General features: G+C 43.9%; 19 protein-coding genes. 2 read left to right on the forward strand and 17 right to left on the reverse strand.

The features are described from left to right. Position 1 precedes the first annotated feature (1 nt). The 8 genes from ABS301_RS05290 to ABS301_RS05325 form a co-directional block, all read right to left on the reverse strand. Positions 2 to 1,291, reverse strand: coding sequence for an aspartate aminotransferase type Ic (locus ABS301_RS05290; protein ID WP_349671219.1), 1,290 nt, complete (start codon positions 1,289 to 1,291; stop codon positions 2 to 4). A 28-nt stretch (positions 1,292 to 1,319) separates the two neighbouring features. Further along, positions 1,320 to 2,753 (reverse strand): Asp-tRNA(Asn)/Glu-tRNA(Gln) amidotransferase subunit GatB, encoded by a 1,434-nt coding sequence (gene gatB, locus ABS301_RS05295; protein ID WP_349671220.1) that lies wholly within the window; start codon positions 2,751 to 2,753, stop codon positions 1,320 to 1,322. After that, positions 2,754 to 4,250 carry an Asp-tRNA(Asn)/Glu-tRNA(Gln) amidotransferase subunit GatA gene (gene gatA, locus ABS301_RS05300; RefSeq protein WP_349671221.1) on the reverse strand — a complete coding sequence of 499 codons (1,497 nt, stop codon included), beginning with the start codon at positions 4,248 to 4,250 and terminating at the stop codon, positions 2,754 to 2,756. Between the two features lie 11 nt (positions 4,251 to 4,261). After that, positions 4,262 to 4,555, reverse strand: coding sequence for an Asp-tRNA(Asn)/Glu-tRNA(Gln) amidotransferase subunit GatC (gene gatC / locus ABS301_RS05305; protein WP_104438186.1), 294 nt, complete (start codon positions 4,553 to 4,555; stop codon positions 4,262 to 4,264). Positions 4,556 to 4,580: 25 nt separating this feature from the next. Further along, complete coding sequence (gene aspS / locus ABS301_RS05310) at positions 4,581 to 5,912, reverse strand: aspartate--tRNA(Asn) ligase (RefSeq protein WP_349671222.1); 1,332 nt, start codon at positions 5,910 to 5,912, stop codon at positions 4,581 to 4,583. 475 nt (positions 5,913 to 6,387) lie between these two features. Continuing rightward, positions 6,388 to 7,815: an MFS transporter gene (locus ABS301_RS05315; RefSeq protein WP_349671223.1), complete on the reverse strand. Its 1,428-nt coding sequence runs from the start codon at positions 7,813 to 7,815 to the stop codon at positions 6,388 to 6,390. A gap of 13 nt (positions 7,816 to 7,828) precedes the next feature. Continuing rightward, a complete protein-coding gene (locus ABS301_RS05320) occupies positions 7,829 to 8,263 on the reverse strand; it encodes a MarR family winged helix-turn-helix transcriptional regulator (protein WP_349671224.1) in 435 nt (144 codons plus the stop codon). A gap of 166 nt (positions 8,264 to 8,429) precedes the next feature. Then, positions 8,430 to 8,570 (reverse strand): hypothetical protein, encoded by a 141-nt coding sequence (locus ABS301_RS05325; RefSeq protein WP_349671225.1) that lies wholly within the window; start codon positions 8,568 to 8,570, stop codon positions 8,430 to 8,432. Between the two features lie 332 nt (positions 8,571 to 8,902). Between ABS301_RS05325 and ABS301_RS05330 the strand changes: the two genes are divergently transcribed. Continuing rightward, positions 8,903 to 9,466, forward strand: a complete 564-nt coding sequence (locus tag ABS301_RS05330) for a manganese efflux pump MntP (protein ID WP_349671226.1) — start codon at positions 8,903 to 8,905, stop codon at positions 9,464 to 9,466. Between the two features lie 12 nt (positions 9,467 to 9,478). Here the strand turns inward: ABS301_RS05330 and ABS301_RS05335 are convergent, their stop codons facing one another. From ABS301_RS05335 to ABS301_RS05375, 9 genes are all read right to left on the reverse strand, one after another. Then, the gene (locus ABS301_RS05335; protein ID WP_349671227.1) at positions 9,479 to 10,288 is read right to left on the reverse strand and encodes a polysaccharide deacetylase family protein; all 810 of its coding nucleotides are present in this window, start codon (positions 10,286 to 10,288) and stop codon (positions 9,479 to 9,481) included. Then, on the reverse strand, positions 10,288 to 11,337 hold the full coding sequence (locus tag ABS301_RS05340; protein ID WP_349671228.1) for a glycoside hydrolase family 88/105 protein: 1,050 nt from the start codon (positions 11,335 to 11,337) through the stop codon (positions 10,288 to 10,290). The genes ABS301_RS05335 and ABS301_RS05340 overlap by 1 nt, the downstream gene beginning before the upstream one ends. After that, complete coding sequence (locus ABS301_RS05345; protein ID WP_349671229.1) at positions 11,337 to 14,486, reverse strand: rhamnogalacturonan lyase family protein; 3,150 nt, start codon at positions 14,484 to 14,486, stop codon at positions 11,337 to 11,339. Before ABS301_RS05345 ends, ABS301_RS05340 begins: the two co-directional genes overlap by 1 nt. Positions 14,487 to 14,504: 18 nt before the next feature. Continuing rightward, a complete protein-coding gene (locus ABS301_RS05350) occupies positions 14,505 to 17,132 on the reverse strand; it encodes an exo-rhamnogalacturonan lyase family protein (protein WP_349671230.1) in 2,628 nt (875 codons plus the stop codon). 88 nt (positions 17,133 to 17,220) lie between these two features. Continuing rightward, positions 17,221 to 18,804: an extracellular solute-binding protein gene (locus ABS301_RS05355; protein ID WP_349671231.1), complete on the reverse strand. Its 1,584-nt coding sequence runs from the start codon at positions 18,802 to 18,804 to the stop codon at positions 17,221 to 17,223. Positions 18,805 to 18,829: 25 nt separating this feature from the next. After that, positions 18,830 to 19,732, reverse strand: a complete 903-nt coding sequence (locus ABS301_RS05360; RefSeq protein ID WP_349671232.1) for a carbohydrate ABC transporter permease — start codon at positions 19,730 to 19,732, stop codon at positions 18,830 to 18,832. Positions 19,733 to 19,748: 16 nt separating this feature from the next. Continuing rightward, a complete protein-coding gene (locus ABS301_RS05365) occupies positions 19,749 to 20,717 on the reverse strand; it encodes an ABC transporter permease (protein WP_349671233.1) in 969 nt (322 codons plus the stop codon). A gap of 204 nt (positions 20,718 to 20,921) precedes the next feature. Continuing rightward, positions 20,922 to 23,141 (reverse strand): helix-turn-helix domain-containing protein, encoded by a 2,220-nt coding sequence (locus ABS301_RS05370; RefSeq protein ID WP_349671234.1) that lies wholly within the window; start codon positions 23,139 to 23,141, stop codon positions 20,922 to 20,924. Beyond that, positions 23,135 to 23,833 (reverse strand): DUF1961 family protein, encoded by a 699-nt coding sequence (locus ABS301_RS05375; RefSeq protein WP_349671235.1) that lies wholly within the window; start codon positions 23,831 to 23,833, stop codon positions 23,135 to 23,137. Before ABS301_RS05375 ends, ABS301_RS05370 begins: the two co-directional genes overlap by 7 nt. Before the next feature lie 194 nt (positions 23,834 to 24,027). Between ABS301_RS05375 and ABS301_RS05380 the strand changes: the two genes are divergently transcribed. Beyond that, entirely contained in the window at positions 24,028 to 25,359 is a 1,332-nt protein-coding gene (locus tag ABS301_RS05380; RefSeq protein WP_349671236.1) for an HD-GYP domain-containing protein, read from the forward strand. The last annotated feature ends 37 nt before the right edge of the window (positions 25,360 to 25,396 follow it).

Genomic DNA, 25,396 nt, shown 5'->3' on the forward strand with positions numbered 1-25,396 from the left:
TTTATGCTTTTTCAGACAGAATGTGGTCAATGCTTACAATCTTAACACAGAGTGCAAATAATTCCATGGCCTGCTTTAAATCCGGCAGAGTCGGATAAGACGGTGCAATACGGATGTTGTTGTCATGAGGATCCTTTCCATATGGATAGGTAGCTCCTGCACCAGTCATGACCAGACCTGCTTTTTTGCATTTTGCAACAATGGTTTTGGCGCAGCCATCTAACGAATCAAAGGAAATAAAATATCCGCCTTTTGGACAGGTCCATTCACCTACTAAAAGACCGCCTAACTCTTTTTCCAGAGTTTCAATCACAGCTTCAAATTTAGGTCTCATGATATCTGCATGCTTTCTCATATGCTCTACCATTCCATGAATGTCCCCAAAGAAACGTACATGACGAAGCTGGTTCACTTTATCATGACCAATAGTCTGAATCTTTAACTGCTTCATGATGTCCGTTAAGTTGTTCTCGCTGGCTGCAATAGCTGCGATACCGGATCCAGGGAAGCTTACCTTTGAGGTGGAAGCAAATTTATAAACCATATCCGGATTTCCGGCTCTCTTGCATTCTGCCAGAATCTCAATTAAATGATCCTGTTCGTTGTCGTATAAATGGTGAATGGTATAAGCGTTATCCCAGTAAATACGGAAGTCGCTTGCTGCCGGTTCTAAACGGGCAAAACGGCGTACGGTTTCATCTGAGTAAGAAATCCCCTGAGGATTGGAGTACTTGGGCACACACCAGATACCCTTGATGGAATCGTCTGCAGCCACCAGCTGCTCTACCAGATCCATATCCGGGCCGGTTGGAGTCATAGGTACGTTTACCATCTCAATTCCAAAGTATTCCGTTATAGAGAAATGTCTGTCATATCCAGGTACAGGACAAAGGAATTTCACTTTATCCAGCTTACACCAGGGAGTGCCACCCATAACACCGTGGGTCATGGAACGGGAAACGGTATCATACATTACATTTAAGCTGGAATTGCCATAAATAATAATGTGATCCGGTGCTACCTCCATCATATCGGCAAGAAGTTCCTTTGCCTCCTTGATTCCATCAAGCACACCATAATTGCGGCAGTCTGTACCGTCATCACAGGTTAAATCATCGCTGCTGCTTAACACATCCATCATTCCCATGGAAATATCCAGCTGCTCGGCACTAGGCTTTCCTCTGGACATATCAAGCTTTAAGTCTCTGCCCTGAAACTCCTTATACTGTGCAGAAAGTTCCTTTCTAAGCTCCTGTAACTCTTCCTTTGTCATTTCAACATACGGCTTCATAGATTTCTTCCTCCTCATAAAGATTCCTCTAACCTAACAGTTCCTTCAGAATTCGGTTGACCGCTCCCGGATCAGCCTTTCCTTTCATGGAACGCATGGTCTGACCAACCAGAAAGCCCATTGCTTTCTCTTTTCCGTTCCGGTAATCCAGGGCAGACTGGGGATTTGCAGCGAGAATCGCCTCAATGGCGGACTTAAGGGCACCTTCATCGCTTACGACTTTCAGTCCCTTTTCCTCTACATAGCGCTCCGGATCGATATCATTTAAGAAAACCTGCTCAAATACTTCCTTGGCAACCGTGCGGTTAATGGTTCCATTATCCACTAAAACAATCAGTTTTGCAAGATTTTCCGCAGAAAATGTCATATTTTCCATTTCCATCTCATGCTCTTTTAACAGTCTCATACCCTCTACCATCAGCCAGTTTGCGGCTTCTTTCGGCTTCTGGCAGATGACTGTAACCTGTTCAAATATATCAGCCATGTGCTTGGATCCGGTAATAATATCCGCATCGTATTCAGAAAGACTATATTCCTCCTGATATCTTGCCATCTTCTCAGTCCGCAGTTCCGGCTGCTTCTCTTTAATGCTCTGAATCCACTCATCGCTTATGGATATAGGCGGCAGATCAGGATCCGGAAAATAACGGTAATCTTTCGCATCCTCTTTGGAACGCATGGCATGAGAAGACTCCTTGTTGTCATCCCAGCGTCTTGTTTCCTGAACCACTGCTTTCCCGTCTTCTATCAGCTCGATCTGACGCTTTCTCTCCCCTTCAATGGCACGGGCAATGGCTTTAAAGGAGTTTAAGTTCTTCATCTCTGTTCTGGTTCCAAACTGGGAAGCACCCGCTTCTCTTACCGATAAGTTTACATCAGCTCTCATGGAACCTTCCTGCAGTTTGCAGTCAGAGGCGCCTAAGTACTGAATGATTAAACGCAGCTTCTCCAAGTAAGCGATTACTTCATCTGCACTTCTCATATCCGGCTCAGAAACAATCTCAATTAACGGAACTCCGCTTCGGTTAAAATCAACTAAGGAACAGTCTTCCCATTCATCGTGAATCAGTTTTCCCGCATCCTCTTCCATATGAATCTCATGAATCCCTATCTTTTTCTTTCCTGCAGCTGTATCAATCTCCACATATCCGTCGTGGCAGATGGGAAGATAAAGCTGGGAGATCTGATAGTTCTGAGGATTGTCAGGATAAAAATAATTTTTCCGGTCGAATTTACAATTCTGGTTGATCTGGCAGTTTGCTGCAAGGCCTACTGCAAGGGCGTATTCCACCACCTGTTTGTTAAGAACGGGAAGAGATCCCGGCATTCCGGTGCAGACCGGACAGGTATGGGTGTTGGGCGCTCCGCCGAATTCTGTGGAACAGGAGCAGAAGATTTTTGTTTTTGTAGCAAGCTCAACATGAACTTCCAGACCAATCACTATTTCGTACTGTTTGCTCATTTACTTCTCCTCCTTTTCTTTCATTGCCTTTGCCGCCAGAGAAGGCATCTCGTAGGTTCTGCTTTGCTCCACTGCAAAACCGGCCCTTAAAATATTTTTTTCCTGGAAACAGTCTGCAATCAGCTGTACGCCGATGGGAAGTCCCTTCTCATCTGTTCCAAACGGAACGGAGAGACCGGGAAGTCCGGCTAAGTTTACAGAGATCGTATAGATATCTCCCAGGTACATCTTTAAAGGATCGCTTAAGCTCTCACCCAGTCTTGGTGCTGTGGTCGGCGCCGCCGGTCCCAAAATCACATCATATTTGGAAAATGCCTCATCAAAGGCTTTCTTAATCAGCGCTTTTGTCTTTAACGCCTTTAAATAATATGCATCATAATAACCGGAACTGAGTACGAAAGAACCCAGCATAATCCGACGTTTTACTTCCGGTCCGAAGCCCTCAGAACGGCTTTTTTTATACATTCCGTGAAGTCCTGTATATTCCTTTGCCCGGTATCCGTATTTTACACCGTCAAAACGGGACAGATTGGAGCTGGCTTCTGCAGAAGCTATGACATAATATGCCGGAATGGCGTACTCCACCATGCCCAGATCAAAGGTCTCCACAACAGCACCCTTTTCTTCCAGTACTTTAGCCGCCTTTAAAACGGCCTCTTTTACTTCCGGCTCCAGGCCTTCTCCCATATAATCTGCAGGTATTCCCACCTTTAAGCCTTTTACCTCACCAGTTAAATACTTGGTAAACTCATAATCCTCACGCTGCACGGAAGTGCTGTCCATACCATCATGGGATGCCAGAACCTCCAGAATGGCTGCACAGTCAGCCACATCCTTTGCTACCGGCCCAATCTGATCCAAGGATGAACCGTAAGCGATGAGGCCATAGCGGGAAATCGTTCCGTAAGTTGGCTTTAAACCTGTAACTCCGCAAAAGGAAGCCGGCTGTCTGATGGAACCGCCCGTATCAGAGCCCAGAGCGAAAAAGCACTCTGCTGCTGCCACTGCCGCACAGGAACCACCGGAAGAACCGCCGGGAACATGCTCCGGATTCCAGGGGTTTCTGGTAACGCCAAATGCAGAAGTTTCCGTTGTACTTCCCATTGCAAACTCATCCATGTTGGTCTTTCCGATGATCACAGCTCCCGCCTGTTTTAAATTCTCCACCGCCTTGGCATTGTAAGTAGGAACAAAATCGGATAAGATCTTAGAACTGCAGGTAGTTTTCAGTCCTTCCATGCAGATGTTATCCTTAACCGCTGCCGGAACACCGGCAAGAGGGCCAGTCAGTTCTCCTGATTCAATGCGCTTTTGGATCTCCTCTGCCTGCTTTAAGGCACCTTCTTCATCAATGGTTACGTAGCTGTTAAGCTCCGGTTCCATGGCCTTAATCTGGCCTAAAACGGCTTTTACAGCCTCAGGGGAGGTAACCTCTCCCTCTTTTATCTTTTTCCCCAGCTGTACCGCTGTGAGGGACAATATTTCGCTTGCTGTCATTTTAATTCCCCCTATTCCACTGTCTTCGGCACTTTGAACGCTCCATCTTTGCTTTCCGGTGCATTCTTTAGAATCTGGTCTCTGTCGTCTCCGTTAATCACCACATCTTCCCGGAAAACATTGTAAACCGGAAATACATGGGACATGGGTTCCACTCCATCAGTATCAAGTTCATTTAATTTGTCAATATAATCAAGCATACGGCCCATATCCTTTTTTGCCGCTTCCTTTTCTGCATCATCAAGCTCCAGCTTGGCGAGAATGCCTACATACTCAATTGTTTCATCATCAATGATGTGCGCCATTTCTTTTTGTCTCCTTTTCGCCTAATTACGGTTCCAGCCTGGTAACATCTCTTGGGAACAGTGTGGTCTCTCTGACGTTTGACTCGTCAAGAAGACGCATGGTCAGACGTTCCAGACCAATTCCCAGTCCGCCGTGAGGTGGCATTCCATACTTAAATATCATTAAATAGGAAGAGATGTCCTCCGGATTCATTCCTCTGGCCTCCATCTTTTTTATGATGGTATCATAATCATGGATTCTCTGGCCTCCGGTTGTGATCTCAAGTCCCTTAAAGAGTAAGTCAAAGCTTAAGGTGAATTTAGAATCTGCCGGATCATCCATTGCATAGAACGGTCGCTTTTTGGAAGGATAATGAGTGACAAATACAAAATCACTGCCATACTCTTCTTTAAAGTAACGGCCGATTAAAACTTCCTCCTCCGGTTCCAAATCATAGGGGTTTCTTATCTTTCTGTTATATTTTTCAGATACCAGCTCTTTTGCTTTATCAAAACGAACCTGGGGAATGTTGGTTACATCAGGAAGGTCGATCTTTAACATGGCAAGTTCCTGTGCATATTCCTCACAAAGAAGTTCGAAGACATACTGAAGCATGGCTGTTTCCATTTCCATGATCTCCTCAAAGCTGTCAATGTATCCCATTTCAAAATCCATGCTGGTATATTCATTTAAATGTCTGGTTGTATTGTGCTTCTCTGCGCGGAAAACGGGTGCTACTTCAAATACCCGGTCATATACGCCAACCATGGTCTGTTTGTAGAACTGCGGGCTCTGACCCAGTTCTGCTTTTTTATTAAAATAATCCAGTTTAAATACGTTTGATCCGCCTTCTGCGCCCCGGGCTACAATCTTTGGTGTACGGATTTCGGTAAAATTCTGGGAATGGAGAAAATCCCGGAAGCCTCTTACAATCCCTTCCTGAATACGGAATTTTGCACGCTCCATGGGGTTTCGCAAGGTAATGGGACGAAGACCCAGCTTTGTTTCCAAAGAGGTTTTTAACTTCCATTTGCTGATGGCGATCGGAAGCACTTCTGCCGGCTGTGACAACACGGTTATTTCCTGAAGTCTGATTTCAAATCCATGAGGTGCCCGCTCCTCGCCGCTTACCACACCGGTAACACGGATTGCAGACTCTTCTTTTAACTGGTTTAAATCAAAGGCTGTTTTTCCGTCTTCAAACACGCACTGTACCAGACCTTCGGCCTTTCTCAAAATAATAAAAGCCACATCACCCATGTCACGAATGGTATGGACACTTCCTTCCATTCGGACCGTCTTTCCTGCATAATCACCAGATATAATTTCCTGGATTCCCATTGTTTCTTTCTGTTTTACACCACTGATAAATTCCATGATTGATTTCTCCTTACCTGAATGTAATTGCTTTGATTCCGGAGAAATATTTTATGACAATAAAATATCCCGTCCCGGAATACAGTTACATATTCCGGGACGGGATTACTATTCAATAGACTCCCGCGGTACCACCCGCATTGAGATAAAGATATCTCCACTCAAACATTTAACGCATGTATACGGACAAACCTACTCATGTCACCGGTACAAATCAGTACCAGCCGCTTCGATCTATCGGCTCCGGAGTGTTCCCATAGCCAAGTCTCTCGTGAAAGCGCTCTCAGTCGGTGACGCAATCTTCCTGTCCGGATCCATAGGCCAGAGTCTCCTTCTCTGCCTTTTTAGTATTTATTTCATTCTGTAGCTTCATCATGCCCTGTTTTCAAATTTTTTAAACAGTTCAACACTTCACTACATTGAATTTTACTTATAATATCACAATCTTTTTCCCGATGCAATGTTTTTTTATATTTTATTTCCCGGCCATGGCTGTGATGTTTTTTCTCTTTAACCTGAAAAATGTTAAAACCGCTCCCATCATACAGATGGCAGATGCAGTGATATAAACGATATTCATGCCATATAAAAAGGCATCATTTCTACCCGGGATATAGTCCGTAATCCGGTATCCCAGCCTGCTGCTCATCATACCATACAAAAGTGTGGTAGCAAGAGCAATTCCGCATACCATACCCACATTTCTCACCAGAGCATTGATACTTCCCGCCACCCCAAGCTTATCACGGGATACAGTGGACATGATAAGGGAATTATTGGGAGACTGAAACAGTCCCATTCCAACAGACATAATTCCAATCAGGCTGACCATGGTAATTACGGCTGAATTTTCATTTAAAAAGGACATGGAAAACAACCCCACACTGGTGAAAACAAGTCCGATAAAGGTAAGAATTTCAGAACCTATTTTATCGGAAAGATGGCCGCTCACAGGTGCTACCACCATTAAAATCAGCGGATAAGCCATCATAATAATGCCTGCCTTCTGAGGTGAAAACTCCATAACATCCTGTAGATAAAAAGGAAGTATGATATTGTTGCAGAACATGGCAACAAAACTAATAAAACCGCAGAATATACTTAAGGAAAAAAGACCATTCTTAAAAATATCCAGCTGGATCATTGGATCTTTCCTCTTTTTCTCAACAGCCAGAAATACTGCAAAACAGACTGCTGCAAGGAAGAATCCTGTTAAAATCAGGGGATGCCCGAAACCAAGATTCAGTCCCTCACTCAGGGCTCCAAATAAAGAAACAATTGTCACGATAAACAGAAGCGCACCATATAAATCCATTTTGCCATTGGCCTTTGTCTTTGTTTTTGGAAGCAGACAGAAGGCTCCTACTACTGCAAGGATACCAATTGGAACATTAATGGTAAAAATATATTCCCAGCTTAATACTCCTACAATCATTCCACCCAGTCCGGGTCCTACCAGAGAACCCAGTGCAACTGCCGTCCCAAGGAGTCCCAGTGCCTTTCCCCTTTCCTGAACAGGAAAGACTTCCGTAACGATTCCCTGGTTATTTGCCATGGTTCCCGCCGCACCGATTGCCTGTATGGCTCTGGCCATGATTAAAAACCAGTAGGAATGGGACAAACCGCACAGGAGTGAGCCAATGGTAAAAACAATAACGCCAAGGGTAAACATAGTTGTCTTGCCAAACATATCTCCCAGTTTTCCAAAAATCAGAACTGTACCCGATATTACGATCAGATAGCTTGTGGCAACGAACTGGATACTGGCTGTGGTAACGCCCAGAGAATCTGCCATACGGGGCAGTGCCACATTAACGATACTGCTGTCTAACGTTGACATGAAAGTCGATAATACAACAATTATTAGTACCGACCATTTATTACGTTTCCTTACTTCTTCCATTTTAGTTCCTTTCTTATGTGTTCAATTCAAGCGCTTTATTTAGAATTTTAACCAGAGTAGACAACGTAATTTCCTTTTCCTCTGCGGTTAAATCCCCGGTAATTAGTTCTATTAATTTATTTATCTCCTCTCTGATCTGGGGAAGAATCAGCCTTGCTTTATCAGTGAGATATAATTTATATGCCCTGCTGTCCAATTGATCTTCTATTTTCACTACATAGCCAACCTCTGTCAGCCTGCTGATGGTTCTGGCAGACATTGCTTTATCGTGGCCAATCAGTTCACTGATCCGGCTCTGACATAATCCTTCATTTTGCTCCATTATAAATAAATAGTGAAACGATCCGCTGCTTAAATCATATTGTTTTAGTACTTTGTCTAAATAAGATTGTGTATTTCTATATATTTTACTGTTTAGCATCATTAAATTTATAGGTTCATTCCCCATTTTATTACCACCTTTTTTATTCAGTTTCTTACTGTATCAGGATTTAGTTGATTAGTCAACCATTATCCAAAAAAATAAGACTGGTATCCCTGATACGAGTCTTTTTACGGATTCTTCTATGTATGACAAGAATTATATTAAATCTGGTTCATTAATCCTCTTCGCTCTACTTCTTCTTTCCTTTTGCTATTTTCTTTTTAATATTGTTCTGTTCCACTTTAGCCATGAAATTCATATATAGCCCGTTGATAAAAAGCAAAACTCCAAGAAAAACGATAAAAATTATAACAGCGATTAAATCATCCATACTTTTTTCCTCCCTGGTTTCAAAATCAGAAAGAATATACCATAAATTTCCACCTTTGTAAAGAGATGATCTGATTTAATCTTGACATAAGTTTCCCCATACGATAGAATTAGCAAAGGATGAGGGAGTAGTCAGCATCTTCCCGGGTCAGGTAAGATGCCTGCAAAGTCAACATACTGACAGTTTTTTCTGTCTGGCTTTGCTAATTTGTTTTCAATACAAAAAGACGAGACTTATCTGTGTGTTCATTTCTGTACACACAGATAAGTCTTTTTTATTATATTCTCCCTCTAACACATATAATTAGATACCATATACAGGGGGAAAATCACATGTCATTATTGGAGTTATTTATCATTGCATTGGGTCTGTCCATGGATGCATTTGCCGTTTCAATCTGCAAAGGTCTTTGCATGCCTCAGATGAACTGGAAAAATGCAGTTATTGCCGGTTTATATTTTGGAGGTTTCCAGGCAGGAATGCCGGTTATCGGTTATCTGCTTGGCTCTCAGTTTAAGGAAGCCATTACCTCCTATGACCACTGGATTGCCTTCGTCCTTCTGGGAATTATCGGCATCAATATGATCAAAGAATCCTTTAGCAAAGAAGAAGTGGAGTGTGCAGACTGCTCCCCGGATCCTAAAAATATGTTAATGCTTGCCATTGCCACCAGTATAGACGCATTAGCCGTTGGTGTGACCTTTGCCTTTTTAAAGGTTCAGATCATTCCTGCTGTTTCATTTATCGGAGCAACCACCTTTACCCTGTCTATTGCGGGAATAATAGTAGGGAATGTTTTCGGTTCACGCTTTAAATCAAAAGCAGAATTCTCCGGGGGAATTATTCTCATAGTAATGGGTGTTAAAATTCTGTTCCAGCATCTCTTTGAAATGTAAACAGGGTGGATTTTATATCCTGATCTGGCTGCCCCCAGGCACTTTCACAATTGTTTTATCTACACTGATCCAGACATCCATTGCTGATGGATTGGATACAAAGTCTGCGTCAATGGTATATTTCAGTGCCGCTGCCGCATTCATATAGTCCACAATCTGAATATTCGTTGCATACCAGATATCCTCCCGCTGCCCGGTCATACGGCAGAATTCTTCCATAAGCTCCCAGTTGTTATCCCGGGGAAATTCATAGCTGTGTCCCCAGACATACATCAGATAGAGGTATTGGGTCTTATTAAGTTCGATGAACCGCCTTCCATTTTCCAACAGGTTATGGTTGTGGTGGCAGGTGGCTTTCCATTTTAAATAATTTTCAGGCATGGAGAAATCATCGGTGCTGCCCACCACTCTGCAGTATTCAATTCCAAGGCTGGGCAGCATGTTTACAATTTCTTCCGTATAGGAACCGTTGGGATAAGACATTCCACGAACCGGATAACCGGCTGCCCGTTCTAATCCACGCCTGTCCTCCAATACCTGAAGTGCCGTCAAAGGCAGCGGACATCTTGCTATGGTTGGATGGAGCACGGTGTGGCAGGAAATTTCGTGACCCCTGTATACTTCGCTCCACTCTTCTGGTTTCAGCCTTTCCTCCTGATCTGCAAGTCCAGAGTTGATATGAAATGTACCCTTGATTCCATATTGGTTAAACAGCTGGGTCAGCCTTCTGTCTTCCAGTCTCCCATCGTCATAGCTCATAGTAAGTGCCTTATGCTTTCCTTCCGGATAGCAGATATAGATATTTTTCATATTTTCCATCATTATAGCGCTCCGTCTCCTGCAATCTTATCGTAATTCAGTACAGCACAAAAGAATGCCAGTGCCATCCCCTGTCCCCAGCCCTGAATCCATTTCTTTGATATATTCCGGTAGCCTTCCCGGTCCTTCATCACTGCCGTACCTCCGGATACATCGGTTACTCTTCCGTCTGCTGCCACATGGGAAAGAATTCCTTCTATGGAGCGCTCCACATATTTGATGTGAAGAGGATTTCTCTTTAATGCCATGGCTGCCGCAATTCCCGCAGAAGCAGATACTTCCTCATAGGACTCTTCATCATTTAAAATGGTTCTCCAAAGCCCATTCTCCGTCTGCAATCCCTTTAACGCAGACAGCTGTTCATTTAAACTTCCAACGATTTCTAAATACTGGGGATACAGATAGCATTGAGGAAGAATCAGTCCTACCTTACTCATGGTATAGGCTGCCCAGCAGTTTGCTCTTCCCCAGTAAAAACCAGACATATGATCCTTGGTGATATTGTTGTAACCATGATACCAAAGCCCGGTTTCTTCATCCTGAAGATACTGAATATGCCAGTAATATTGATTTAAGGCATCCTTTACCATGGCCTCGTCGCCTGTCATGACACCCACTCTGAGGAGAAAGAAAGCAGCCATAAATAAAGTATCCGCCCAGCATTGTTCTGGAAAATCATTGTCTGCAGATACGGTGTGCTGAAGGACGTGATCTCCGAACCGAAGTGCTTCTTCCGTTAAATAACGGGTCTTTAACCGGATTACATCCATATATTTTTCTTCTCCGGTGGCTTCGTAAAGGGTAATAAGGCAGTGACCCATGGCACAGGTATTTACTGTCAGCACCGGAAGTCCAAGTTCCATCAGTTCGTCTACCCGTTCCTTTAAAAAGTTCAGATACGATTCATTCTTTGTTACCTCGTAGGCTTCTGCCAGCCCGTAATATGCCACACCGCAGGGCCAGTCCCAGGACATATCCATTCTCTTAGTCCGTTCCAGAATAAGGTTCATGGCATCTGTAATTCTTGTCTCATCATAATGTAACTTCCCCATCACTTATACCTCCGTTTTTCATCTATTATAAATCTTTTTCCTTCATTTGCCAATAATTGCCCAAAGATACCGGCCCCCATTTCCGATAAATGAACCAGATCTTCCGTGTAGCATTTCACTGCTGCCGTTTCTCCTGCTTTCCACAAAAGTTCCTCACATAAACCATATAAATCCACAAATAAAACCGTTCTTTTTTCTGCAAATCTTCTCATCTCAGCCCTGTATGCCGGAAGAAGACGGGCAATCTCTTTCTTTTCTCCCTTCCTGTCCCGATCAAAGGGGCAGAGACAGACAGGAGAGATAATAACAGGGTAACCGCCTTTTTCAAGTGCCGCTTCCACATAGAGTTCCAAATATTGAGAAAGCTGCGCAAGTGGTACATACCGGTCTTCTTTTGAAGCAGCGGCATCATTGTGTCCAAATTGGATAAAGAGATAGTCCCCTGGCTTCATTCGTCTTTTTATATCTTCCAGTCTTCCTTCTTCTAAAAATGTTTTTAAGGATCTTCCTGCCATTGCACAGTTATCCACTACAAGACTCCTGCTCTCGTATCTTGTTTCCTGGGGAAATGAACCCGCTGCGCTGCGCCTGATTTGATAGGAACTGCCATGATCCAGGCAGGAAAGCAGTTTTTCTCCCATACCGGTCTGCTTTCTCTCTTCATCCCAATAGCTTTGTGTAATGGAGTCACCTGCCAGAAAAATAACAGGTTTTCGCTGCATAAAAGGAAGTACACGATGAAAATCCATATCAGTTCCATAATAAAATTTAGGATAGCATGGCTGGTTATAGCAGTTGTTCTGCCATGCCACTCCACAGCGGTACTGAGTATCGTGCATGAGTGTAAACAGTTTATGTCCGGTTACTTCTGTGTTTGTATAAATCCGTATGGCAGAACTGTCCTCTGTTCTCACAAGAATCTCTTCCCTGAAATCTCCAAAAATATCTGCTACAAGGCATGGGTTTCCCTTCGTTCCATTGTTTGTTGCCGTTTGCTCCGGACAGAGCATTGTGCCATGAACCCAGTCGTTTACCACACCGGTGGGATGCTGGCTTAAATAATCCGTTCCATCTGTGATCTGGGTGGATAAATCTCCTGCCCACCGGATGGACATATTGGTTCCAAGGGTTTCTTTTTTCATCAATTCACCATGACAATCATAGGTTCCCTCTCCGTTTACCCAGCACTGCAGTCCTCTTACTCCCTCCAGTACATCTCCAATCATACATCTGCCCAGATCTTCTTCGGCATATTTTCCAAAAATGATCTGCCCGTTTTCTCCATCCCGCAGTGCATAACCGTATGGGGCATTCTCTGCTCCTTCAAATACGGCAAATATCTCAAATCCAGGGCGATCCGGATCAATGTCTGCCACATGCATGGCATCTCCATGCCCCAGTTTCGCTTCTCTCCCATCTGGGAGAATGCCTGTCAGGCTGTACAAAAGAGTCCCGTCATGATCAATACAGGCAGCTCCGTAGATGATTTCCATACAGCCATCCCCATCTATATCCGCAACAGAGAGAGAATGATTTCCCTGTCCTGCCAGTTTCCCATAAACCGGATCTGTTCCCCATTTCTCATGTGGATTGTCACAAAATGGATTTTTCATGGGAACAAACCCGCTGTCTGCCACCCATTCCGTAAGAAAGCGATTCTCAAAAAATGAATAGGCAGCGATTGCCGCCCGGGTATAATACCCACGGCAGGTAATGAAATAAGGCCTCTTTCCATCCAGATAGGCCACTCCTGCCAAAAATCGGTCTACCCGGTTGCAAGGTTCGATGCGGGGCATGGAATAATCACCCCAGCGCAGACCATCATCTACCCGTTCAAATGGAAATACAACGGTATCCAGCTCTTTTCCGTCACCGGCAAACATGGTTAAATATTCCGGTCCGTGAAAAATAAAACCCTCCCATTCTCTCAATCTGTTTTTCGGACTCCTTGCAGGCGCATACACATCAAGAAAGTAATCAACTGCCTCTTTTTGCTGGACCCCATTTAATGGATAACTCCAGCGGGGCGGGATATGAAAGCATTCCTCTAAAGTATCCGGCCATTGTCCCGCCTTTACCTCCGGCTGCTCCTGCCATCCGGCAAACAAACGGCAAAGATGGGCTTCATAATCCTTAAATCCTGACACATAGGAATCACTATGGCTATACCCTCTGTTACAATCCTCCTGTGGCATGGTAATGTAAAATTCTTCCACAACCTCTCCCCCGGTTCCATATCTGGTCATGCGGGTTCCCGGAGCGGTCTTTACAGCCATTTCCGCCTTTCCGTCTCCATTAAAATCGTAGCAGATAAACTGAGTATAATGGGCACCAGCCCGGATATTCGGTCCCATATCAAGCCGCCATAAAAGGGTTCCGTCTATCTGATAGCAATCCAGAATACAGTTTCCCGTATATCCGGAAATGGATACGTCATGGGAATTAGATGGGTCCCATTTAACTATATATTCGTATTCTCCATCTCCGTTAACATCTGCCACAGACATGTCATTGGCAGAATAAGTGAACGTTTCATTTGATGGTGTCACTCCCCCGGCTGGCTTTTTAACCGGAATATCCAGATAATCGTGCTCCCATGCCCTTACTGGCCCGCAGGGTTCTGATTCCACCCCATTGATGACCGGTGCAACACAATAGACTGACGCCTCCGTTCCCTGGCTATCCAGATAATTGGTACTATCTGTCACAACCCCAAGACTGACTCCATCCCGAAAAATTCTAAAATCCACGCCTGTAAGACCATCTCCTCCGTCTGATACTCCAGTCACTTCATTCAGAAAAAGGCGCCAGCTTAAGAAGATTCCATTTTTTACCCTAATTGCAGTCAGACCTCTTGAAAGTTTCTCCAGCTGTTCTTCCTGATGAAAATGAACGGGAGAAACAAAGGACTCTTTCTCTAACACACAGCCATCTTCTGATTTGTGGCAGATGAGAATATGGTGGGGAATGAAAGTTGCCTTTTTCAAAGTAAACACCGTTTCATCCGTCTCATGAATCTCCGTTATCAAACGATAGCAGTTTTCACTGGTTTCCCGATCCGACCAGTAGATGCAGGTAGTCTTTGCCTTATTGACCGGATCCCAGGTAATGGTAAACTCCTGTGGATTAATAGATAACAGCCTTATCATAATAACTCCTCCCTCCGTCTAGGCTTTGCGAAAGCTTTCAAAAGGCATTCCAGATATCAGGTTATTGGCTTCCTCTAAACTTTCGGGCAGATGAGCTCTGATAAATTCCAGAGTACAAATTACATTCAAGCACCACTGGGCTGCAAAATTCGTAGAAATCCAGGAAATCTCCCGAAGTTCTTCCTGGTTTGCACAGTTTTTTAAAACAGTGGTTTGGAAACCGCTGTGATTCTCTTCACAAAGAAGAGCGTGAAGAAGATGACTCCAGGTAGTTTTTGCAAGCATTTCATCGTTATAATACCATGCTCCATAAGCTCCCATGGCTGCTGCCATAAACGGAAGGGAAAACTCCCGGTCTCCAATAATTCCCCCGGATTCCTCCAGCTGCTTCTCTCTTGGAAGATAATAGAATCTGCCGTACTCTGCCAGCATCTCTTTCCATTTAGGATCGGAAAGAAGATCCGCCATCTCCTGCCAGATCTGAGGCGCTCCCATACAGATCTGCAGGTGTGTCCCGCCGGCTGCCCGTTCTCCAATGTACCTTAAGTGAACGGTCTCAGGGTCAAACTCAAAGTCCGGTCCTGATACCAGTCGGAGTGGAGCCATTTTTATATCCTCAATTCCCGTCCGGATCTTATCCAGGTAACGGTTATCCTCAAACCGCTCCCACTGGGTCAGCCAGTTTGCACAAAGAGAAGACCAGTCAGGTCCGCTTCTGGCATGGCTTTTATAGACCATTTCAGAGGAATCATAAAAATCTGCCAGAGGATCCTTTGCAAGGAACGTTTTTTCATTATCCTTTAGTTCCTCAAAGATATCCTCCAGTCGGTGATCTCCCGTCATATAGTAATAATACCGGTGATGAGCTGCCATGGCTATTCGTGCTTCCTTACAGGGACAGCCCCAGTGTCGTACATTATGCCGGGAGCCCAGCCCCTTATATTTTCCTATATGATATACATCGACCTCGGAAGCATGTCTGGTCAGCTTCTCCGCCAGGGAAAATGTTTCTGCTCTTCCAGATCGCAAAAAGGAAAGCCAGAGCCAGAGTGTGGGAACCAGTTCCGTATTATCCCAGGCGTAACCGCCCATATCATACCTCCACTGATGGCGCTCTTTATCGTAGGTATGCATTAAATCCCCATAATTAAAAAGCCCGTACCAGCCTCTTTGATCCACTTCTTTTTCATAGAAAACAGCAGCCCTCTCCAGCTGGTCTTCCAGCCAGATTTCCATCTCGCTATCCCTTTTTGGCAGGGACCAGTATCCAAACGCACGGTGCTCATGATAAAATTCCGGAGTTCCCACGTACTGGGGGGGATGATTCACACCGTTTGAAAATTCCAGAAGTTCTTCCTCACTGGGAATGACTTCATTAAAGAACGCTACCGAATATTCGCTGGTGGACGCAATACCAAAGGGGTCCGCCCCCTTATAATCATATCCCTCATAATATACCTGGTTATATCCTCGGCTGGCATAATGTCTGAAATCCATTGCCTCTGCTGCAGGACTGTAAAGCCAGACTGTGGCTTTCGCCTCTTCTCCTGTCAGACTGTGAAACGTATATCCGGAAGGATAGGTCTGCCAGAAATCACGGATAGCAAATCCCACACTTCCATTCTCTCCTCCCAGAGCAGCAGCCCCTCCCGCTCTTCTTCCATGGAGACAGTCTAAGTAACACACACCTTCCTCTTTCATTTTCTTCTTCAGCCGGAAATGACTGGGACTGTCCTGGCAGAAATCATATTCATCCCAAAACGGCATGTCTTCCATGACTTTATCCACAATTTCTTTGTCGTTTTCCTGAAGAATCAACTGTTTTCCAGCCATCTGACTGGAATAAACTGCTTCCGGCACTCTCGGTCTCCAGGTTAAAAGCTCTGCCAGTGCCTCATGAACCGTCCCAAAATCCCCTTCAAACCTTACATGCCGGTTATACATACTTCCTTTTAACGGAATGGTAAATTCCAGGCCGATTCCTTTTAAAAAGTCTCTGTTTTCGTCCCCGTCGTAAAGAAACGTATGGGTGAAATGAAGGCGTTCACTGCCCATACCCACATGAAGCCGGATGACAAAGGGAAGCTTACTGTCTCCGTCTTTCGAAACATGGACCCCTGTGTATTGAATCACTGCCTGAAGCGGTCCTTCTTCCTCCAGAGTGACTTTCTCCACAAAACCCCGGTACTGTTTTTGCAGCTGCCCCACCATTCCGTCTTTTGTAAAAGGTTCTTCCAGCAAAAGTACTGGTGTTGCAGACGATACCCGGGGGGTTCCCCGGACTGTCAGATCCTTAAATAAAAAAGAACCTTTATAAGGAATAAAAAAAGACAACGCATCTGTTTTTATTAAGATCCCCTCTGCTCCCCTGCTAACCACCAGGCAATGGGATATCTTCTGTGTATTCCCATCGACAGTCATAACCTGGATTTCATCGGTAAGCTGGTCTGCACATGCAGAATGCGCCGTCCACTTAACCGAGCCGTCAGGCCAGTATGCCGTGATTCTGGACTGCATGGCAGCCTGAGTCCCATCCTGATTTTCCAACACATAGGACTGATTTTTTCCGCATTCTCCCTGATTCCACATGCAGCCCCAGGTGGTGTACCCCCGTTTCTGCCTGTCTTTTAAATTATGCAGCTTCATATAATCCTCCGTCTGCGCACGACTGCGCATTTTTCATCAAAAGAAGCGGTACGGCTCCTGCAAGGAAACCGTACCGCCCAGGCTGAACCTATTTACCGGTATCCTGCTGATACAGCTGATTGATTTCTTCGATCAATCTGTCTCCGCCTCTGTCCAGCCACTGTTTGGCAGCTGCGTCAAGACCCGCTTCATCAATCTGTCCGCAGATATACTGGGTTCTTGCATCATCAATAATCTGTTCGATATCCGTGCCTACTTCTGCATTGACACCGGAATTAGCAAGATAACCAAGTGCCGGATTAAAGACTGCAACCTTTTTATTTTCTGCATATGCTTTATCCTGGGCAATGGTTGGCTCTGTCTTTTCCAGAACTGGTTCAGTCGAAGCAAGGTTTGGAATATAGCAGATGGTCTGATTTAATCCAGTATGAGGAGTCTGCTGAACTTCCAGATCATTTCTCACCGCTACTTTGCCATCCTTTAAGTCATAAGTAATACCTTCAAGACCGTAATCAGCCAGCACCAGCATTTCATTGTCGCACATCTTATCCAGGAAATGCAGGCAGTTTTTTACATCTTCTTCTGTTTTTGCACCTGCTTTGGTGATCAGATAATAACCATTAAAACCGCTGGTTGCCAGTGTTTTTCCATTAATCGGTCCTACCATGGTCATGGTGGCTGTCTTAGAGGGATCCGTTACTGATTTTATATCATTTTGAATATAGTAGTTCCATATTCTTTTTGCACTGTCCATAACATCTACGAATGCACCGGCTTCTCCCTTTTTAAGAGCATCACCAAATGTACCGGAATCCACAGTTGCCCAGTCTTTCCGGATCAGACCATCATCATATATCTTCTTGACCCAGGCTAAGGCTTCTTTGTATTCTTTTGTCTGATGAACAGGAATCAGTTTTCCATCCTGCACAACCCACTCGTTACCGGTACCAAACCAGGACTGCATAATATCAATTGGTCCTACATATTTTGTCATTTCCAGCCCGTATGTATCATCTTTTCCATTTCCATCGGGATCTTCATAGGTGAATTTATAAAGCATATTATAGACATCTTCCACAGTTTTAGGTGCCTGGGTAATGCCCACTGCTTCTGCCCAGTCGGTGCGGTAAGAAAATCCAAATCTGCCGATTTCTCTTGCACGGTAAAGTCCGATCACTTTCCCATCCACTGTCATGGATTTTAATACCTGGGGATCCGCCTTTGATAAATTGGGATAGCTTGCACTGTCCTTAATAAATTCGCTTAAATCCCAGAAAGCACCTTTTTTTGCCGCATCAACCACATTAGCCGATAAATCTCCTTTTCCAGTGATAATCATAGGCATATTGTCTTTGTCCATGAGCACCAGACCCAGCTTTTCATTATAGGTGTCGTTTGCCTCCCAGCGGAAATCCACATTGGTATTGGTATAATCCTCAAATTTTTTAATCACTTCATCGGAATGATCATTTTTCAGCTCAGTTCCATAAAACTGGGTTACCATCATGGAAATAGCTGCTTTTCCTTTTCCCTCTCCCCCTTCTGCCGCTGCTGTTTCTTTTGACTCTCCTGCCGTCTGACTGGTTGTTTTGGAACTGCACCCTGCCATGGACAGCGCCATTGTACCGGCAAGGGTCACTGCCATTGCCTTTTTCCATACCTGTTTCATCATAACACTTCTCCTTTTAAACTTTTATTTATCCTTTTACAGAGCCAACCATAACGCCCTGCGTAAAGTACTTCTGAACAAATGGGTAAATACATAAAATGGGAATGGTGGCAACTACGGTCGTCGCCATTTTTACCGCTTTCTGAGGCGGCATTCCAAAGGCTCCCCAATCGAAACTGCTCTCATTGGCCACCTTGGAAGTAAGGAATATGATCCTCCTTAAGACAATCTGAATTACTTCCTTTGAGCTGTCTGAAATATACATCATCGCATTGAAATAAGAGTTCCAGTGAGTTACTGCATAAAACAGGGCAACACTGGCGAGGACCGGTTTGGACAATGGAAGAATGATTTTAACAAAAATCTCCCCATCATTGCAGCCATCCATTCTGGCCGCCTCCTCAAGCTCCGATGGCAATCCCTGAAAGTAGTTTTTAATAATAAGCATATTAAAGGGATTGATTGCTCCCGGAAGCCACAGCGCCCAATAAGAATTTTTTAAATGAAGTACATTTGCCACCAGCATATAGGTAGGCACCATTCCTCCGGTAAAAAGCATGGTAATGATAACCATGTTTGTAAAGAACCTTCTTCCCTTAAAATAGGGTCTGGATAATGGATACGCAAGAGTTGCCGATAATGTCATATTGATGATTACTCCCACGATTGTTACAAAAACAGAATTTATAATGCCCTTCACTGCATCGCCGGTTTTAAATATATACTGGTAAGCATTTAAGGAAAGGGTGTGAGGGAATACGAAAAATGCCCGTTCTGTCAGTTCCCGTTCTGTAGCAAATGATCCTGCCACAATGTATACGAAGGGCAGCAGGGTAGCCAGTGCAAATCCACCTACCAGTATGTAAATAATCACCTGAACCAGCTGGTCTCCCGGACTTCGTTTTATTTTGATTGTTTTTGTGTTTGCCATCTTATGAACCTCCCCATTAATAAAATCCTGATTCCCCAAACAGCTTTGCAAGCTTATTTGCTCCAAGTACCATGATCATACAGACAATGGATTTAAACATACCTGCTGCCGTTGCCATGGAATAGTTGCCATTTACAACACCCTTTGTGTAGATGTAAGTATCAAATACATCAGATACGGCACGGTTCATGGAATTCTGCATCAGAAAAATCTGTTCGTAGCCGGTATTTAAAATAGTTCCCACCTTTAAGATCAGCATGATTACAATGGTGGAGCGAATGGCTGGAAGGGTAATGTGCCACATTTTCTGCCACCGGTTTGCACCGTCCACTTCAGCCGCTTCATATAGCTGTACATCAACGCCGGACAAAGCAGCCAGAAATATAATCGTTCCGTATCCGGTTTCCTTCCACATATTCTGACCAACGATCATGGAGACAAAAAGCTTTGGATTGGACATGATATCCGGGGCATGACTTTTTCCAAATATTCCAGTGAGCCAGTGATAAACCAGACCATCGGTTGTACTGAACAGCTGGGCAGTTAAGGCCGCCACAATCACCATGGAAATAAAATGGGGAATGTAAACCATTGTCTGAGCCGCTTTTTTAAATGCCATATTCTTGATTTCATTTAATAAAAGCGCAAGAAGAATGGGCGCTGGGAAATAAAAAACGAGGCTGGCTATGGAAATAGCAAGTGTATTGGTTAATATACGAATAAAATCCGGCCCGGTAAAAAATTTTCTAAAGACTGCCAATCCCACAAACGGACTATGAAAAAATGCCCCCAGCATGGTGTCTCCGTTATAAGGGCTGAAATCCTGGAATGCCATGATAAGACCACCCATGGGCAGATAATGAAAAACCAAGAGATAGATTACTCCCGGAATGATCATAAGATACAGCCACTTATGAGAGCGGTATGCCTGCTTAAGGGATACACCCCTTTTTTGCGGAACGAAACGTTCTGCTTTCTGACTCATTGTCTCTCCTCCTCAATATTACGGGGATTATCTTATGAAATCTGCTCCCCTGTTGTGAGGCTATCCTACACCAGGTATCTGCTTTTGTAAATAATCATGATCAAACCTGATTCTTATCATAAAAAAGCCCTGGATCCCCTTATAATATAAGGAGTTTCCAAGGCTTGGCCTTTAGAATTATCATTTTGTTTCCATCTGATTTTTTTATTCCCGATGCTCTTTTCGAAAAGCCAGTGGGGTAATTCCCACCTGCGTTTTAAAAAAACGGATAAAATTCTGAACGTTGTTATAATTTAATCTGGCTGAAATTTCTGCTATGGGATCCTGGGTGGTTAAAAGCATATATTTCGCTATCTTCAGCTTTTCTTCATTGACCATGTCCGTAAATGACATCCCTTTTTCCCTCTTTAGCACCCGGCTGATATAATTGGGATGATAGCTTAAGGCATCGGCACACTCATTTAGGGTTATATTGCCGCTGCTGGATTTAATCATGGCTGTCACCTGTTTTGCGATGTCACAGGAATTTAACTGCCGGTAATCGTTAAGGGCCTCCATCACCGGTTTCAGAATTTCCGTAAATAGATAGTTGAAAAGTTCCTTTTTTCCGTAAATTCTTGATGCCTTGGTTAAGACATCGTACTGCTCGCTGTCAAAAATATCAGAAAGGGGCATGGACACCTTTGCCGGTATATCAAGGATGGCTGTCAAAAGCCGGGTGACATAATAGGTCCGTTCCATGCCAGAAGCCCCTTTGATTTCAAGCCTTTCCAGGATCAGATCAAGCAGACGCCTGGCTTCTTCCTCATTGCAGCTTTCTACAGCATGAATCAACTCATCCTCCACAATTCTATCATAAACATTCCCAGCCGGATCCATAAGGGAATAATCATCATAAAGAACCAGGGAAGGACCATTTTCATTCCGATCATGATTTTTACTGTGAAGTGCCTCCGAGCATTCGTCATACGCTCTTCTGGCATGGGTCAGTTTATGGAAGGTCCGGCTGATTCCAAAGGCTGTGGGATATCCGTATGCCTCCATAATATAATCTTTCATCTGCTTATAGACCAGCGCAGTCTTATGATCCTCTTCTATATCATCGTTTTCTCCAATCATAAATAACAGTGTGTGCTCATAGATTACCGGTGCTACAAAGAATGCTTCCTTCACTTCTAAAGGAAGGCCAAGCAGGATCTTTCTGTTCAGTTCATCCTGCTCCTCCTGGGTCAGATTCTTTTCTCTTTCATCAAACTTACAGGAAACTCCGATCATGCGGTAGGAATGAAACGCCTCCATGCCATATTTCTTCATGGTATCCTGTATCCTGTCCATATTCAGCTCGCCCTTTACAAGGTTTGACACAAACAGCTCCCTGATCTGCACATTCTGATCATCCACAAATCTCTGAAGTTTCAAAAGAGGTTCCGAAAAAACAGAAGCTGCAAAGCGTAAAAAAACCAGAATCACTCCAAAAGCGGCAATGACTGCGACAGAAGCAAGCACAAATACAATGCCGCCCCGTTTCATTTTCTCCGTATCCATTCCAGTTATGTAAACAAGACCATTGCTGCCAGAACGGCTGACACGATAACGGTATTTTTTTCCTTTCGGAGATGAAAAAAATCCTCCGTCTGTCTTCTCACTCTTCCCCGATTTCATAAAAGCAGCTGTAAAATCAGGATTGGTTTCCATCAAGACCTTCCCCTGACTTAACACAGTCACATCATAACCCATTTTCTGATATGGCTCAGTCAGAGTTCCAAGCTGCTTCATATTCAGCTGAACCGTAAGCAGGTAGACCAGTCCGGTACTGGCGTACTCTTCCTTTACAATGAGCAGTTCTCCTGATGTATCAATAAATCCGGATTCCTTCGCCCCTTCCTGATAAGGGCCTGATACATCAGTCCGGTTCAGCCAGTAAAGAGATAAAGGAACTTCTTTCTGATCCTGTAAAAACAGGTCTGTCTCTCCCCTGTTTTTTAAATCTTCATAGTTATACATTCCAAACTTGCTGAGAACCCATCCTTCTTTTACATTAATAAAATTGTAAAAACCGATATATTTGGATAAAAAGTAATTGCCCTGAAGCATACTCTGGGCCTGCCTCACTTCTTTGTACTGGGAATAAGGAACATCCTTTTGATTAACCAGCCATTTGATGGATGTGCTGCTTGTACTGTCCAGATAATATTCCCTGACAGAAGAAAAAATGTTCTCGTACTCATTTGCCACACTATTGCAGTAAGATTCCAGCGCCTGTCTGCTTTTTTCTGTCTCTCCATTTACATAGATGAAGTAAGAAACCAGTCCCATAACAATAAGCGGAACCGTTACCAGCAGAAGAAACTGGGTAAACAGGCGCTTTTCATATTTTCCGTCTTTTATGGCAAACAGTTTTTTGTTCTTTAAATCAGTTAACATAATTCGAATACTTTCAGATTTCTGTAATCAGCAGTCAGCGGTGCCAGCTGACGGAATCCAATTTTTCCACCTTTTAATGGCTTTCCAAACAATTCCAACTCATCGTTATACTCAAACACAGTCATATCATTAATGGAAAATCGAATATCTCCATGATATTTACGTATGGAAATCCGGTAAAAATCCTGTGCATCTGCTGCACCAGGCAAAGGATCCGCCCCCTGTGAAACCAGGTGAAACCCATGGCTTTTTCTTAAATTGCAGGTATGAAACGCTCTCTCATCCGGCTCTTTCCTGCGGAAATAAGATACGTGGAATGCATTGATGTCACCGCTGTGATACTGGGGGTACTCTCCTGTTCGTTCCGCCAGGGAGGAATCAAATAAATCTTCCCCGTTCCGTCCTTTCGCGGCAAAAAACAAAATGCAAAGTCCCTGATCAGTAACCGGCCTGAATTCCCATGTAATTTTAACATTTTCCGGAAATTCTTTCGGACACCACAAAACGTAATTGGCTTTTTGTCCCAGCTCCTCATCAAGACTGTTTTTTAAACGCATACTGCCTTCTTCAAAACTTATTGATGCCCTTCCTTCTACCACGAAGCCTTCTATATCTCCTGGTTTGGAAAGGGGATTGTCGTAAATTAACCTTTCTTCAATCAGTTGAACATAACCCGTCGTTTCTTTCTTCATGTGATTCCCTCCATAAGCACCTTTCTCACGATACATAACCAGTTTATTATACAACCGCTTTCCATTATTCTCAACTCGTTTTCCCCGTCTGTTTCTAAAATTTACACACCAAAGATGTGAATCTCTTCTTTCCATATCTGGACGAATATGGTAAACTGTGATACAGAGTTTTGTACGAAAGGAGAATCGCATGCATGCAGGTTCAGTACACCAAAGATATTAATAACGAGAGCATTCTAAACATCATTCGCCGTTTCTGCAATTACATAGACCCACGGCTTACAGAGCATGGTTCCCATGTGTCTTATATTGTTTTTCTGATGCTCAGAGAGACTGTTCGTTTTACAAAAGAAGAACTGAGAAACATCTGCTTTGTGGCTCAGCTTCATGATGTGGGAGCCTACAAGACAGAAGAGATCTCCCGAATGCTTCAGTTTGAAACAAAAGATGTCTGGGATCATTCTTTTTATGGATATCTTTTTATCCGTTACTTCTCTCCCTTAAAGGATTTCGCACCTGCAGTACTCCTGCACCATCTCAACTGGGATTTTTTGGAAAATCAAAATAATCTGGATCCTTTGATGAAGGATTTAGGACAGCTGATCCATATAGCAGACCGGATCGATGTATTGATGTCTCTGCAGAATTGTTCCTGGGATGAGACACTATTTTTACTAAAAAAAGAACGCGGAACCGTTTATGCCCCTCACATCATAGAACTGGCAGAAAAACTTGATTTTAAAAAATCCATTGAAGAAGAATGGAAAGCGGACAGTCAGTTCAATCTGTTTCTTACCGGAATTCCGCTTTCAGGAGAGGCGATTACGGATTATTTAAAAATGCTGGTTTTTATTATCGATTTCAGAAGCCACCATACCGTCACCCACACCATCACTACCACAAGCATCAGCTACGAACTGGGAAAACTTCTTTCCTATCCGGAAGACCGCTTAAATATCATTCTCTGCGGCGCTCTGCTTCACGATCTGGGAAAGATCGCAGTCCCGGTAGAGATCCTTGAGTTCCCGGGAAAACTAAGCCGCCAGGCAATGAATATCATGCGGACCCATGTGGATTACACGAAAGAGATCTTTGGCGGAAGCATCGACCAAGCGGTGGAACGGATTGCTCTGCGCCACCATGAAAAGTTAAACGGTACCGGATATCCCAATGGACTCTTTGCAAAGGACTTATCAAAAGAGGAACGCCTGGTAGCCATCGCAGATATCATCAGTGCGCTTACGGGAACAAGAAGCTATAAGGATTCCTATCCTTTGGAAAAAATAACAAACATCCTGGAAAGCATGAAAAACGACCAGCTTGTGGATCCGGATATTGTAACGATCGCAGTCACCAATCTGGACTCCATACTTGAAACAACAGACGTCCGCTGCAGGCCTATCCTTCGTATCTATGAAAAGCTAAAAAATGAATACCAGTATCTGCTGGGTCTTACAAACGATGACGAAAAACTAAACTTTGCACTTTCTATTAAAAAACAGGAAAAGGCAGAGTTGTGGCCATAGACAAAAAGACTGTATCCGTTTTTATGTGGATACAGTC

The organism is Lacrimispora sp., assembly GCF_031982545.1.
Lineage (GTDB): Bacteria > Bacillota > Clostridia > Lachnospirales > Lachnospiraceae > Lacrimispora.